Raw genomic sequence first — 13,825 nt, 5'->3', positions numbered from 1 at the left:
CGTGAACGACGCCGCACCCGCCATCCGACCCGTCGACCTGTCCGGCATCGACGCCGCGCACCCGGAGGGGGAGACGACCGCGCACCGCATCGGCGTGGCCGCTGCCGAGACCGCCGCGGGCGTCACGGGCGTCCACCGGCTGGGCGGTGCGGCGGCCCGCGCGCTCGACGCCGCGTCGCGCGCGATCCGCGGCACGAGCACCGGCCCCGGCGTCACGGTCTCGGAGGAGGACGGCCGGACGGTCATCGACCTCGACCTGGTGGTCGAGTACCCGACCCCGGTGCAGGACGTCGTCGACGAGACCCGCGAGCAGGTCGCCCGTGCGGCCCGGCAGATCGCGCCCGGTCCGGTGCGCGTGGACATCCGCGTGACCGACGTGCACGGGCCCTTCGACGACGCGCCGTCGCCTGCGGCCGCGGCGCTCGAGGGGGCGGAGGACGCGGGCTCCGAGCTGCTCGAGAAGGCCCGGGACGCGGGCTCCCGGCTGCGCGAGGAGGCGGAGGGCGCCGGATCCGAGGCAGTCGACCGGGCGAAGGCCGTGGGCGCCGTGCTCGCGGACTCGGCCCGTGCCGACGCCGAGGAGACGCGCGACGCCGCTGCGGAGCGTGCCGAGGCCGGTGCCGCAGCCGAGGCCGCCGACTTCGACACGTACGGCGACGCGTCCGGAGAGCCGGAGGCGTCCGGACGGGATGCCTCTGCGCCCGAGGTCACCGTGATCGTCGAGGGGCACGGCGGACAGCCCACGCGCATCGAGGTCGACGGCCCGGCCACCGTCGAGGTGCAGGGAGAGCGCGTCGCGGTCGACGGCGACGCGGTCGCGACCCCCGACGCGCCCGCCGACCGCACCTAGCGGCCGGGGCGGGCCCGTCGCCTGTCGGCGGTCCTGCCCGTCAGTCGAAGCGCGCGCCGGACGGACGGGCCCGGCTCGCGGTCATGATCACGTACACGATCAGCCCCAGGACCGGGATGAAGGTGATGAACGTCCAGGTGCCGCTGCGGTCGGTGTCGTGCAGGCGGCGCCACGAGACGGCGAGCGACGGGATGAAGACCGCCAGCTGGAGCACGGCGAGGACGGCGCTCCACGGGTCCGTGACGGCCAGGAGGTCGAGGAGCCCGAGCGACTCGCCGCCGTCGGCATCGGCGCCGAGGCTGCTCAGGGCCCGCAGGGCGGACGTGGCGACGAAGCTCGTCAGGATCCACCACCAGAACTCGCTCCGGCTCGCCCGCCCGCGGAACGTCGCGTACTTGAGGAGGAACCGCCGCACGGCCTCGGCCCAGCTCGCCCCGTAGAGGGGCAGCTCGAGCGGCGGGCGGGATCCGGGCGTCGTCGCGGCGGTCATGCGTCGACCGTATCGGCGCCCGGCCGCACCCGGGGGAGCGGACGCGGCCGGGCGTCAGGGCTGGCCCGCCTCACAGCACCGCGACCCCGAGCGCTGCGAGCGCCCCGAAGCCGACGCCCCAGACGACGATCGCGATCGTCTCCCAGATCAGCACCGTGCGGGCGCGGGCCCCGAAGGAGACCATCGCGGCCGACGTGAAGTGCGTCGGCAGCAGGAGCGGGCCGAGGAGGCTCACGCCCGGCACGCCGTAGCGGTCGAACGTGCGGCGCACCTTGATCCGCTTCGGCGTCTCCTCCTTCGCGCTGTCCCGCGTGAGGCGGTCGCGCGTGCGGGACGCGACCAGCACGATCAGCGCCACGACGGCGGTGTTGCCCACCACGGCTGCCAGCACGGCGATCACGGCGTGCTGCCCGGTGAGCACGCCCAGCACGGCGGCGAGCTCGACCTCGACGAACGGGATCATGGCCGCGACCATGACGCCGAACCAGCGGAGCACCTCGGGGAGGCCGGCGGTGAAGTCCTGCAGCGCGTCGATCATCCCTTCAGCGGCCTCGCGCAGCTTCACGCGGGACCCGGTGCGGAGCAGCGAGTTGCTGTAGATGCGGGAGCCGAGGACGACCACCGCCGCGGTCGTCACGAGGAGCACGAGGAGCGAGACGACGGGCTCCCACCACTCGGCGGATCCGAGGAACAGGCGCATCGGCATGCCCACGGGCGCCGCGAACGGCACGTACGACATCACGGCGAGCACGACGGGGTTGTCGTTGAAGAAGATGACCGCGAAGTACGGGATCATCACGAGGTAAGTCACGGGCGCGGTCACCGCGCCCACGTCCTCCTGGCGGGAGACGAGCGCCGCGGTCGCCGCGAAGAGCGACGCGAGCAGCACGAACCCGAACAGGAAGAACACGACGAACCAGAGCACCGCGGGGCCGATGACGGCGAACAGCTCGGTCTGGCCGGTGACCAGGAGGCCGAGGCCCGCCATCAGCGCGATGAGCGCGATCTGCGCGAACGCCAGGATGCTGTTGCCGAGCACCTTGCCGGCGAGCAGCGCCCGCACCGGGATCGTCGACATGAGCAGCTCCACCACGCGGGTCTGCTTCTCCTCCACCACGCTCTGGGCGATGATCATGCCGAACGTCAGCGCGGACATGAAGAAGACGAGGCCGAACGCGAGCGCCACGAGGTAGGCGATGGCGGGGTTCGTGGCGGACTCCTGCAGGAGCTCCACGCGGGGCGTCTCGGTGAGTGCGCTCACGACGTCGTCGGGGGCGGAGTCGTCGCCGATCACGACGACCCTGCCCTCGGCGGCGGCCTGGTCGTCGGGCACGACCGCGGCGTCCACGTCGCCGTCGCGCACCATCGCGCGGGCGTCCTCGACGCTGTCCGCGGGCACGCCCTCGAGCGACTCGGAGGCGGAGACGGCCTGCTGCGCGGCGCCGACCACGGCGACGCGCGTGCGGTCGCCGTCGGAGTCGTTCGCGGCGAGGAAGCCGGTGACGACGATCGAGGCGAGGATCCCGAGGAGCAGGATCGCGGTGCTGATGAGGAACGACTTGCTGCGGAGGCGCATGCGCACCTCGCGGCCCGTCACGAGCATCGTGGACTGGACGAGGGTCGGGGCGGCGCCCCGGCTCGCGGCGCGCGTCGCGCCCGTGGTGCTGCTGCTGGTGCTCACTGGACTACCTCCTGGAAGATCTCGCTGAGGGTGGGGCGGCGACGGGAGAAGCCGGTGACGGATCCGCGGGAGACGGCCTCGGCGAGCACGCGCTGGCGCGCCTCGTCGTCGGCCTCGAAGAGCACGTAGCCGCCGTCGAACTCGACGACCTCGACGCCGGGCACGTCGCGCACCCAGCCGCCGTCGCCGTCGATGAGGAGCTCCGTGAGGGGGCGGCTGTGCTGGTCGCGGAGCTCCTCGCGGTCGCCGGACGCGCGGATCCGGCCCTCGGCGATGACGACCACGTCGTCGCAGAGGCGCTCCACGATGTCGAGCTGGTGCGAGGAGAAGAGGACGGGCACGCCCTGCGCGGCCCGCTCGGTGAGGACGCCGAGCACGGTCTCGACCGCGATCGGGTCGAGTCCCGAGAACGGCTCGTCGAGCACGAGCACCTCGGGGTCGTGCACGAGGCTCGCGGCGATCTGCGCGCGCTGCTGGTTGCCGAGCGACAGCGACTCGATGGGGTCGTTCCGCCGCTCGGCGAGGCTCAGGCGCTCGAGCAGGCGCTCGGTGCTGGCCGTCGCGTCGGCGGCGGTCATCCCATGCAGGCGGCCGAGGTAGACGATCTGCTCCTGCAGCTTCATCTTCGGGTAGAGCCCGCGCTCCTCCGGCATGTAGCCGAAGGTGCGGCGGCTCGACGTGCCGAGGTCGCGGCTGTCGAGCGACACCGTCCCGGAGTCGGGCGAGAGCACGCCGAGCATGATCCGCATGGTGGTGGTCTTGCCGGCGCCGTTGCCGCCGACGAAGCCGGTCAGCCTCCCGGGCTTCACGGTGAAGGACACGTCGTCGAGGACCTTGCGGTCCCCGAACGATCGCGTGACGTTGTGGACTTCGAGCACGGAGGGCCTCCTCGGTGGGCGTGGGTGATCCGTGCTGCTCACGCTAGGAGGGGAGGGGGTGCGGGGGAGTCCGCCATGAGGGGGAACCGGGTGGGGGACGGTTCGGTCGGCCGTGGCGCGGCACCTGATGGGGGCGGTGATCGGGGGCGTCGCGGGGGTGGATCCCGCGGGCCCGTCTCTCCTAGGGTCGAGCCATGCGGATCCCCACCCTCGCTCAGGCCGTCGCGGACGGTGCCGCCGCGGCGGGTCTCGTGCTCTTCGCGCTGATCGTCACGGACGTCGGCACCGGGACGCTGGCGCTCGCCGGCCTCGCGCTGCTGGGACTGTCGGCGGCCGTGCGCCTGGCGGCGGTCGCCTCGGCGCGACGGCTCTGGCCGCGTGCCGGCGGTGCGGCGGGTCGCCCTCCTGGCCGCGTGCCGTGGCGGCGGTGGATCCTCGCCCTCTGGGTCGTGCAGGGGGTCGCGTTCGTCGCGGGGCTGCTCCTCGCGCACTCGTCCTTCGGCGCCGTCGCGACCGCGGGGATCGTCGGCGTCGTCGTGGCCGTCGCGTCGGCCGCGCTCGCGGGCGCCGCGGCCCGTCGTGCGGCACGCGGGTCCGGGGCCGGCTTCGTCGACTCCGCCTCGCTCACCGCCTACGCGTAGGCGCTCGCCGCCGGACCCGTGACGCCGGGCCGCACCGCGAAGAGCATCCCCGCGCGCGGGTGCCGCGCCGAGTCCTCCGCCGTGTAGCCCTCCTGCGAGGTCGTGATCACCAGCACGTCGCGGTCGGGGCCGACGAAGGCGCAGCTGGAGACCTGCGGCGCGTCGACCCGCACCGACCCGACGTGCTCGCCGGCCGGCGAGAACCGCCGTACCTCGCTCCCGCCCCAGAGCGCGACCCAGAGGAACCCCTCGTCGTCGACGCACATGCCGTCGGGGTGGCCGTCGGCGGGGTCGATCTCGACGACCACCTCGGGATCCGCGAGCCCGCCCTCGTCGGTCACGCGGAAGCGGCGCACCTGCTGGGTGGTGGTGTCGATGTAGAGCATCTCGGTGCCGTCGGCGGAGAACGCCGTGCCGTTGGAGATGGTGACGCCCTCGAGGACGGTCGTGGTCCGGCCCCGGTCGAGGAGGTAGAGGGCGCCCGCGCCGTGCGTCTTGTCGAACGCCATGGACCCCGCCCAGAGGCGGCCCCGCGGATCCACCTCGCCGTCGTTCATGCGGCGACGGATGCCGTCCTCGGGCAGCACGTCGACCATCGGGATGAGCGCGCCGTCCGCCGTGAGGCGGACGAAGCCGTCGCGCGCGGCGAGCACGTGGCCGCCGTCCGCGTGCCGGACGACCGCGCCGACCGGCCCGCCGACGTGCGTCTCGGTGACCGGGCCGACCGCGAGGGTGACCGGATCCAGCGTCGCCTCGCGCACGAGCCCCACGTACTGGTCGGCCCAGAGCAGGGTGCCGCGCGCCTCGTCCCAGAGCGGCGCCTCGGCGTGCTCGGAGCGGACGGTGTCGAGCGGCTGCGCCTCCCACGTGGTGACGCTCATCGGACGCCGCCCTCGCTGTCGCGGCCGGACGGATCCGCGGGAGAGCCGTCCCGCGGCCCCCGCGGGGGCGCGCCCTCGCCCTCGTACGCGCGCTGCGGCATCTGCGTGGCGAGCTTGCCGCCGCTCACGTCGACGAGCGTGCCGGTGATGTACCCGGCGCGGTCGCTCGCGAGGAAGACCAGGAGGTCGGCCACGTCGTCGGGCCGCTCCCACCGGCGGATGCTGAGGGTGTCGAGCAGGCGGTCCTGCGCGGGCTCCGGCATCTCCGCGAAGCCGTTCATGGCGGTGGGGATCATGCCGGGCGCGTACGCGTTGACGGTGATGCCCCACGGCCCGAGCTCGCTCGCGAGCACGCGCGTGAACTGCACGACCGCGGCCTTGGAGGCGCCGTAGGCCGCGGCGCCGACGCTCGGGACGACGGCCGCGAACGACGCCGCGTTGATGATCCGCCCGCCTCCCGCCGCCTTCATCGCCGGGATGACGGCCTGGGACAGGAGGAACACGCCGCCGACGTTCACGTCGAACGCGGCCTGCCAGCGCGCGGGCTCGAGCGTCTCGACGGATCCCTCGACGTTGATGCCGGCGTTGTTCACGAGCACGTCCACGCGGCCGGCCGCGTCGAGCACCTGCGCGACCGCGGCCTGCACCGACGCCGGATCCGTGACGTCCGCCACGATCGCGGTGAGCCCCGCCGGCGGCTCGTCCCGGAAGCGGAGGTCGAGCCCGAAGACCCGGCACCCCTCCGCGAGGAAGCGCTCGGCGATCGCCCGGCCGATGCCCTGGGCGGCGCCGGACACGACGACGACCCTGTCGCTGAGATCGATGAGCATGCGCGTTCCCCACAGTCCGAATAGCGTTTCCCTCAACGTAGGGGTGACCGAGGGAGACCGCCATGACCGGCACGACGACGCACGACGACCACGACGGCGATCGGGCTGGGGAGGGATCGGCCGGCGCGCGCGTCCTCTGGGTGAGCGGCGCGGGATCCGGCGTCGGCCGCGCGACCGCCGTCGCCGCGGCCCGGGACGGCTGGGACCTCGTGCTGTCGGGCCGCCGCATGGAGCCGCTCGAGGAGACGCAGGCGCTCGTGGACGACCTCGGATCCCGCGCGGTCGTCGCCCCGCTCGACGTGACCGACGACGCCGCGCTCGCCGCCGTGGTCGCGGGCCTCCGCCGGCTCGACGGGATCGTCGTCGCGGCGGGCCTCAACGCCCCGCGCCGCGCCTGGGCCGACCAGGACCTCGCGGACTTCGACCGCATCGTCGCGACGAACCTCACCGGGCCCGCGCACCAGGTCGCCGCCGCGCTGCCGCTGCTGCGGGTCTCCGGCGGCACGGTCGTGCTCGTCTCCTCCTACGCCGCCTGGACCCACTCGCCGGGCGCCGGGGTCGCGTACAGCGCGTCGAAGACCGCGCTCGGGACGCTGGTCCGCGATCTCAACGCGCAGGAGGCGGGTGCCGGGATCCGCGCCACGCACCTCTGCCCGGGCACGATCGACAGCGACTTCCTCGCGCTCCGGCCGACCGTCCCGGACGCCGCCGAGCGCGCGGCGATGCTCACGCCCGACGACGTGGCCCGCGCCGCGCTGTTCGTGCTCGCGTCGCCGCCGCACGTGCGGATCGACGAGCTGGTGCTCTCGCCCATGTCGCAGCGCGGCGGGTTCTGAGACCCGTGGCCCGCTTCCCCTAGACGATCGTCTGGGCACGGCGTTGAGTGGTCTTCCGTCGCGACGACGCGACGCCAGGAGGCAGAGACATGACCACCGACCACCGCACGCGAACCGACGGGTCCGCCGTCCGACGCGGGCTCCTCACCTTCATGGCGGCCCCGCCGCCCGCGCCCCGGCTCGACGACGCCGCCGTCGCCCGCCGCTACCCGCGGCTCCGCCTGCAGGTGTTCATGGGCATCTTCATCGGCTACGCGGCCTACTACCTGATCCGCAACAACGTGCCCCTCGTGGCGACGATCCTCCGCGACGAGAACGGCTTCAGCGCACTCGGCCTCGGGATCCTCACCAACGGCGTCCTGCTCGCCTACGGCTTCAGCAAGTTCCTGAGCGCCATCGTCAGCGACCGCAGCAGCGCCCGGTGGTTCCTGCCCATCGGCCTCCTGCTGTCCGCGTTCGCGAACCTGGTGGTCGCGTTCGTGCCGGCGGTCGGGGCCTCGGTGGCGCTGTTCGCCGTGGTCATGATCGTCAACGGCTTCTTCCAGGGGATGGGCTGGCCGCCGTCCGGCCGCACCCTCGTGCACTGGTTCTCCACCTCGGAGCGCGGCGGGAAGACGGCCATCTGGAACGTCGCCCACAACGTCGGCGGCGCCGGCGCGGGCGGTCTCGCCGGCATCGCCATCGCGACCTTCGGCACGTGGCAGAGCGCGTTCTGGTTCCCGGCGCTCGTCTGCATCGTGATCGCCCTGATCGCCTTCGCGCTCCTCCGCGACACCCCCGAGTCGGAGGGCCTGCCGCCCATCGAGGAGCACCGGCACGACCCGGCACCGGTCGAGACCGACGCGGCCGACGAGGGCGCGACGACCTGGCAGACCATCCGCCGCTACGTCATCGGCAACCGCACCATGGTGAACCTCGCGCTCGCGAACGTGTTCGTCTACACGCTCCGCTACGGCGTGCTCGTCTGGGCGCCCATCTACCTCGCGGACGTCCGCGGCGCGAGCCTCGGCGAGGGCATCGCCGGGTTCTCGCTGTTCGAGCTCGCGGGGATCCCCGGCACGCTCCTCTGCGGCTACATCAGCGACAAGGTGTTCCGCGGGCGGCGCTCGCCGACGGGGATCCTCTTCATGGCGGCGGTCGGCGTGGCCGTCGCGATCTACTGGCTCTCCCCGGCCGACGGGCCCCTCTGGGTGTCGCTCGCGGCGCTGGTCCTCATCGGCGGCCTGATCTACGGACCGGTCATGCTCATCGGCCTGCAGGCGCTCGACCTCAGCCCCCGCCGGGTCGCGGGCACCGCCGCCGGCTTCACGGGCCTGTTCGGGTACGTGCTCGGCGCGACGCTCGCCTCGACCGGCATCGGCGCCTCGGTGCACGCGTTCGGCTGGGACGTGACCTTCGTGCTGATCCTCGCGTGCGTCGTGCTGGCGATCGTGCTGCTCGCGATCGTCGGCAAGGACGAGTCGGCGCTGCGCCGCCGCCGCGAGGAGCGCGGGGACATCGCGGCACGGTGAGGTCGGGGGGGGGTCGCGGATCGGCCGGGATCAGCGGTCCCGGTCCCCGCTGCCGCCGCGGCGTCGCCGGAGCGGCAGCACGCCGAGGCCGAGGATCACGACGATGACCGCGGCCATGATCCATGCGCTGGCGTCCATCAGCTCGCGCCCGGCACGACGATGCCGCGCTCGTAGGCGAACACGACGGCCTGCACGCGGTCGCGCACGCCGAGCTTCAGCAGCAGGCGCGAGACGTGCGTCTTCACGGTGGCCTCGCCGAGGTACAGGCGCTCGGCGATCTCCGCGTTGGCGAGGCCCTCGGCGAGGAGGCGGAGCACTTCGAGCTCGCGGTCGGTGAGGGTCTGCGCGCGCGGGTCGGTGGGGATCGTCGGGGTCGCGACGGCGGGCGCCGGGGCGTCGTCGACCGCGCCGGATCCCCGGCCGAAGCGCTCGATGACCCGGCGCGTGACGTCGGGGGAGAGCAGCGCGTCGCCGCGCGCGATCACGTGCACGGCCTCCACGAGCGACTCCGGCGACGCGCTCTTCAGCACGAAGCCGCTGGCGCCCGCGTCGAGCGCGGTGAAGAGGTAGTCCTCCCGGTCGAAGGTGGTGAGCATCAGCACGCCGGCGGTGATGGCCGGGTCGGCGACGATGCGGCGCGTGGCCTCGAGGCCGTCGACGCGCGGCATCTGCACGTCCATGCAGATCACGTCGGGCGCGAGCGCGGCGGCCAGGCGCACGCCCTCCTCGCCGTCGGCCGCCTCGCCGACCACCTCGATGCCGTCCTCGCTCTCGAGGATCACCCGGAACCCGGCGCGGACGAGCGCCTGATCGTCGACGAGGAGGACGCGGACGGGGGCGGCGGGGTCGGCGGTCATGCCCGGGCCTCCTCGGGGACGGACGCGGGGGCGGCGACGGGCGCGGCCTCGGCGACGGACGCGGGGGCGGTGACGGCCGCGTCGACCGGCACGGGCATCGGCACGGGCGGCACGACGGTCGATGGGCTCGTGGGCAGCGACGCGCGAACGAGGTAGCCGCCGCGCGCCTTCGGACCCATCTCGACGGATCCGCCGACGGCCGCGACGCGTTCCCGCATCCCGCGCTGGCCGAGTCCGCCGGGGCCGGTGCGCCCGGGTGCCGTCGCCGCAGCGGCCGCGCCCACGGGCCCGGCGTCGCTCACCTCCACCTCGACGCGGTCGACGAGGTACCGCACCCGGAGGTCGACGCGCGTGCCGGTGCCCGCGTGCTTCCGCACGTTGGTGAGGGACTCCTGCGCCACCCGGTAGACGATGAGGTCGACCGTGGGCGTGAGCGGCCGCGGCGTGCCGATGACGTCGTAGGCGACCTGCAGGCCCGCACCGCAGGCGTCCGCCACGAGCTCGTGCAGCTGGTCGACGCCGCGGGTCGACGCCGAGCGGGTCTCGTCGGGCTCGCCGCCGGCGCCTCCGTCGGATCCGCTGCCGCCCTCCTCGTGCCGGAGCGCCACGAGCATGCGGTGCAGCTCCTCGATGGCGCTGCGCGCGTTGTCCTCCACGATGCCGAGCGAGGCCGCGGCCTTGTCGGCGTCGCGCCCGAGCACCCGGCGGGCAGCACCCGCGTGCACGCCCATCACCGAGACGTGGTGCGCGACGACGTCGTGCAGCTCGCGCGCGATGCGCACCCGCTCGAGCGTGACCGCCTGCTCGGCCACGCGCTCCCGCTCCGTCGCGAGCTCCGCCGTGCGGGTCTCGAGCGCGCACCGGTCGCGCGCCGAGGCCCACGCGCGATCGCCGAAGTACCAGGCGCCGCCGAAGTAGAGGAGGTTCATGACGATCGAGACGAGCCCGGCGGCGATCGGCGCGGGCACCCACGCGTCGTCGGGCGCGGACTCGAAGTCGGACCCCGCGAGCGAGAAGAAGCCCGAGGTCTGCAGGAGGGCCGAGAACAGCCAGGCGAACATGCCGACCACGATGACGCCGCGGACGACGTTCGCCCGGAGCCGGCTGCGGCCCCAGGCGCCGAGCGAGTACATGGCGATGAACATGGCGATGTTCGAGAACATCACCTCGGGGACGAACTGGTACGCGCCGACGATGAAGGTCGCGCCGACCACGAGCGTGACCGCCTCGGGCTGCAGGCGGCGGAGGGCCAGCGGACCGGTCATCAGGAGGATCCAGGCGCCGATGACCCAGAGGGGCGGACGGGACGGGTACATGCCGATCGCGTAGTAGAGGGTGCAGCTGCCGGTCGTGAGCACGAGCATGACGCCCGCGAGCAGCAGGTCGGCGCGGAGCCCCGCGCGGTCCGGTCCCGGGCGGACCCAGAAGCGGTCGACGCTGTCGGGGGCGGATGCGGCGCTCATCCGACCACGGTATCGACGGGACCGCGCGCGCCGCATCCGCCGGATGACGGACCGGGCGGCCGGACGCGCGACGCCGCGCGCCGGTGACGGCAGCCTGTGCGCGGACACCCGGATAGGCCGCACAGGTCAACCGGTGCCAGACTGGCCGCACGGGCGCATCCGCCCGGCCGTCTCCCCGCACCGCCGCGGATCCTCCTCCGTGCGCGCCGTCCGCCAGCACGCGAGGCGCCCGACCTCCCGTCCCGCGCCCGCGACGCCCGCTCGCGCGCCCGCCCGACGGATCCGCCCGCACCACCGCCGACGCCCGCGTCGGCATGAGAGGACCCCCATGTCCGACACCACCGCATCCGCCCGCCCGGCGTCCGGCGGCTCGGGAGCGCCCGGCGCCTCCGGATCCGCCTCCGCCCCCGTCGTCTCCCGCCGCGCCTGGCAGGCGCTCATCGTGCTGCTCGCGGGCATGTTCATCGCGCTGCTCGACACCACGATCGTGAACGTGGCCCTGCCGACGATCCGCACGAGCCTCGACGCCTCCGAGTCGACGCTGAGCTGGATCATCTCCGGCTACGCGCTCGCGTTCGGGCTCGCGCTGATCCCCGCGGGCCGCCTCGGTGACCGCTACGGGCACAAGTGGGTGTTCGTGACCGGCATCGCGCTGTTCACGCTCGCCAGCCTCGCGTGCGGTGTGGCTCAGGACGACCTCCAGCTCGTGATCGCGCGCGTGGTGCAGGGGCTGTCCGGCGGCCTGTTCGTGCCCGCGGTGACCGCCTTCATCCAGCTGCTGTTCCCGCCGCAGGCGCGCGGCAAGGCGTTCGCCATCATGGGCGCCGTCATCGGCGTCTCGTCCGCGCTCGGCCCGATCGTGGGAGGCCTGATCATCCAGGCCGCGGGGGAGGAGTCGGGCTGGCGCCTGGTCTTCTTCGTGAACCTGCCCGTCGGCCTCGCGACCGTCATCGCCGCGGCCTTCCTGCTGCCCAGCCGCCAGGTCGCCGAGCAGGTGGCGGGCGACGTGCGCGCGCAGTCCGGCGCGCGGTCCGGCGCCCCGGCCGGTCGCGGATCCGCCCCGGCGAAGGCCCCCGCCGCGACGGGCGTCGACTTCGTCGGCGTGATCCTCGTGAGCGCGGGCCTCGTGGCCCTCCTCGTGCCGCTCATCGACGGCCAGGACCAGGGCTGGCCGCTCTGGACCTACCTGTCGCTCGCCGGCGGCGTCGTGCTCCTCGCGCTCTTCGGCGCGTGGGAGGTCCGGCAGACGCGGCGCGCGAAGAGCGTCCTCGTGCCGCCGCACCTGTTCACGCACCCCGCGTTCACGGGCGGCGTGATCCTCGCGATGGTCTACTTCGCGGCCTTCACCAGCATCTTCTTCACCATCTCGATCCTCTGGCAGTCGGGCCTCGGCAACTCGGCGCTCGCGTCGGGCCTCGTCTCGATCCCGTTCGCCATCGGCAGCATCGTCGGCTCGTCGCAGAGCAACCGGCTGACGAACCGCCTCGGCCGCACGGTGCTCGTGATCGGCACGGCCCTCGTGAGCGTCGGCCTCATCTGGCTCTGGCTCGTGCTGCTGAACACGGCCGCCGAGGACCTCACCAGCTGGATGCTCCTCGTCCCGCTGCTCCTCGCCGGCATCGGCAACGGCCTCTTCATCGCCCCGAACGCGCAGTTCATCGTCGCGACGGTCGACCCCGCCGAGGCGGGAGCGGCCTCCGGCGTCATCGGCACCGTGCAGCGCGTCGGCTCGGCCGTGGGCATCGCCGTCATCGGCAGCGTGCTGTTCGCGGGCGTCGCGGGCGCGGGGATCCGCGGACCCGAGATGCTCCCGCAGGCGTTCACCGACGCGTCCGCGTCCGCCATGGGCGTCAGCGCGATCTTCGCGGTCGTCGCCTTCGCGCTCGTGTTCGCCCTGCCGCGGCGGGTGTCGCGCGGGCACTGACCGCCGCCGCTCCACCCCTCTCTCGCCGATCCGGATCCGTCCGGGTCGGCGAGAGCCGTCTCCGGGGCGCGTCTCCCTAGGCTGCGGTGCGGATGCGCTCCCGCAGCCGGGCGAGCGCGCCGGCCGCGCCGCGCAGCACGGAGATGTGGCCGTCGTCCGGGCGGATCACGAGCTCGGCGCCCGGCACGCGGTCGGCGAGCCAGCGCGCGTGGGCGACCGGCGCTATCCGGTCGGCGTCGCCGTGGAGCAGGATCACCGGCGCGGTGACGGCGGCGAGGTCGACGCCCCAGTCCGCGACGAGCGCCAGGTCGTCATCGACCATGCCGCCCGGGCCCGCGTCCATGCCGTGGGACGCGACGCCGTTCAGCCACGCCCAGTCGGTCTCCAGCGCGCGGAGGTCGCCGTCGGTGAACATCGCCGGGTCGAACTCCGACCGGGCGAGCTCCGCCTCGAGCGCCTCCCGCCCGGTGACGGCCGCGCGCAGCTCGCGTTCGCCGCCCGCGTGCATGCCGGCGAACCAGTCGACGCCCTCCGCCTGGACGGGCGCCAGGGCCGCCCCGCAGAGCGCGCCGAGAACGCGGTCGCCGAGCGAGGCGGCGGCGGCCAGCGCGAGCACGCCGCCGCTCGAGTGGCCGAACGCGGCGAAGCGCTCGACGCCGAGCGCGTCCGCGACGGCGAGGTCGTCGGCCACGGTGGTCGCGATCGAGCGGCCGGGGTGCCGGGTGGATCCGCCGTAGCCTGGCCGGTCGTACGAGATCCACCGGAGGCCCCGGCCCTCGGGGGCGTCGACGAGCGGGGCGGGCGGCGGCCCGACGTTCGGGGTGCCGTGGTGGTAGACGACCACGAGGTCGGCGCCGTCGCCGGATCCCGTGTCGTAGCAGTGCAGCGTCCGGCCGTCGGGCAGCCGCAGGTCCGTCTCGGTGAGCATGGGCCGAGCGTAGGCGCGCGTGCGCCCGGCGGCCAGGGCACGAGCGCGACCCGGT

Annotated in this window: 12 protein-coding genes and 1 pseudogene; 5 read left to right on the top strand and 8 right to left on the bottom strand. The window is 74.3% G+C overall.

Annotated features, from left to right (window positions below; all coding sequences use genetic code 11):
• The first annotated feature begins 1 nt into the window (after position 1).
• Positions 2-850 (top strand): Asp23/Gls24 family envelope stress response protein, encoded by an 849-nt coding sequence (locus QFZ62_RS08975; protein ID WP_307504471.1) that lies wholly within the window; start codon positions 2-4, stop codon positions 848-850.
• A 40-nt stretch (positions 851-890) separates the two neighbouring features.
• Here QFZ62_RS08975 and QFZ62_RS08970 read toward each other — a convergent pair whose 3' ends face one another.
• The 3 genes and pseudogenes from QFZ62_RS08970 to QFZ62_RS08960 form a co-directional block, all read right to left on the bottom strand.
• Positions 891-1,340: a DUF805 domain-containing protein gene (locus QFZ62_RS08970; protein ID WP_307504468.1), complete on the bottom strand. Its 450-nt coding sequence runs from the start codon at positions 1,338-1,340 to the stop codon at positions 891-893.
• A 538-nt stretch (positions 1,341-1,878) separates the two neighbouring features.
• Positions 1,879-2,943 (bottom strand): annotated as a pseudogene (locus QFZ62_RS08965) (ABC transporter permease); the annotation flags it as partial.
• Between the two features lie 74 nt (positions 2,944-3,017).
• Positions 3,018-3,899 carry an ABC transporter ATP-binding protein gene (locus QFZ62_RS08960; RefSeq protein ID WP_307504464.1) on the bottom strand — a complete coding sequence of 294 codons (882 nt, stop codon included), beginning with the start codon at positions 3,897-3,899 and terminating at the stop codon, positions 3,018-3,020.
• A 194-nt stretch (positions 3,900-4,093) separates the two neighbouring features.
• Here QFZ62_RS08960 and QFZ62_RS08955 point away from each other — a divergent pair, with 194 nt between their 5' ends.
• Entirely contained in the window at positions 4,094-4,540 is a 447-nt protein-coding gene (locus tag QFZ62_RS08955; protein WP_307504461.1) for a hypothetical protein, read from the top strand.
• Here QFZ62_RS08955 and QFZ62_RS08950 read toward each other — a convergent pair.
• On the bottom strand, positions 4,531-5,421 hold the full coding sequence (locus tag QFZ62_RS08950) for an SMP-30/gluconolactonase/LRE family protein (RefSeq protein WP_307504458.1): 891 nt from the start codon (positions 5,419-5,421) through the stop codon (positions 4,531-4,533). The genes QFZ62_RS08955 and QFZ62_RS08950 overlap by 10 nt on opposite strands.
• On the bottom strand, positions 5,418-6,251 hold the full coding sequence (locus QFZ62_RS08945) for an SDR family NAD(P)-dependent oxidoreductase (protein WP_307504455.1): 834 nt from the start codon (positions 6,249-6,251) through the stop codon (positions 5,418-5,420). The genes QFZ62_RS08950 and QFZ62_RS08945 overlap by 4 nt, the downstream gene beginning before the upstream one ends.
• A gap of 62 nt (positions 6,252-6,313) precedes the next feature.
• Here QFZ62_RS08945 and QFZ62_RS08940 point away from each other — a divergent pair, with 62 nt between their 5' ends.
• Both QFZ62_RS08940 and QFZ62_RS08935 read left to right on the top strand, forming a co-directional pair.
• Entirely contained in the window at positions 6,314-7,087 is a 774-nt protein-coding gene (locus QFZ62_RS08940; RefSeq protein ID WP_307504452.1) for an SDR family oxidoreductase, read from the top strand.
• Between the two features lie 89 nt (positions 7,088-7,176).
• Positions 7,177-8,598, top strand: coding sequence for an MFS transporter (locus QFZ62_RS08935; RefSeq protein ID WP_307504449.1), 1,422 nt, complete (start codon positions 7,177-7,179; stop codon positions 8,596-8,598).
• A gap of 137 nt (positions 8,599-8,735) precedes the next feature.
• Here QFZ62_RS08935 and QFZ62_RS08930 read toward each other — a convergent pair whose 3' ends face one another.
• The gene (locus QFZ62_RS08930) at positions 8,736-9,455 is read right to left on the bottom strand and encodes a response regulator transcription factor (protein WP_307504446.1); all 720 of its coding nucleotides are present in this window, start codon (positions 9,453-9,455) and stop codon (positions 8,736-8,738) included.
• Positions 9,452-10,918: a sensor histidine kinase gene (locus QFZ62_RS08925; protein ID WP_307504444.1), complete on the bottom strand. Its 1,467-nt coding sequence runs from the start codon at positions 10,916-10,918 to the stop codon at positions 9,452-9,454. The genes QFZ62_RS08930 and QFZ62_RS08925 overlap by 4 nt, the downstream gene beginning before the upstream one ends.
• A gap of 328 nt (positions 10,919-11,246) precedes the next feature.
• On the opposite strand from QFZ62_RS08925, the gene QFZ62_RS08920 reads away from it, so the two are divergent.
• Positions 11,247-12,842, top strand: coding sequence for an MFS transporter (locus QFZ62_RS08920; RefSeq protein ID WP_307504439.1), 1,596 nt, complete (start codon positions 11,247-11,249; stop codon positions 12,840-12,842).
• Between the two features lie 76 nt (positions 12,843-12,918).
• Here QFZ62_RS08920 and QFZ62_RS08915 read toward each other — a convergent pair whose 3' ends face one another.
• The gene (locus QFZ62_RS08915; protein ID WP_307504436.1) at positions 12,919-13,770 is read right to left on the bottom strand and encodes an alpha/beta fold hydrolase; all 852 of its coding nucleotides are present in this window, start codon (positions 13,768-13,770) and stop codon (positions 12,919-12,921) included.
• Positions 13,771-13,825: the final 55 nt, after the last annotated feature.

This window comes from Clavibacter sp. B3I6 (assembly GCF_030816895.1).
Taxonomy (GTDB): Bacteria; Actinomycetota; Actinomycetes; order Actinomycetales; family Microbacteriaceae; genus Clavibacter.
Note: the sequence above shows the minus strand (reverse complement) of the source record. Positions and strands in the feature narration are given on the sequence as shown.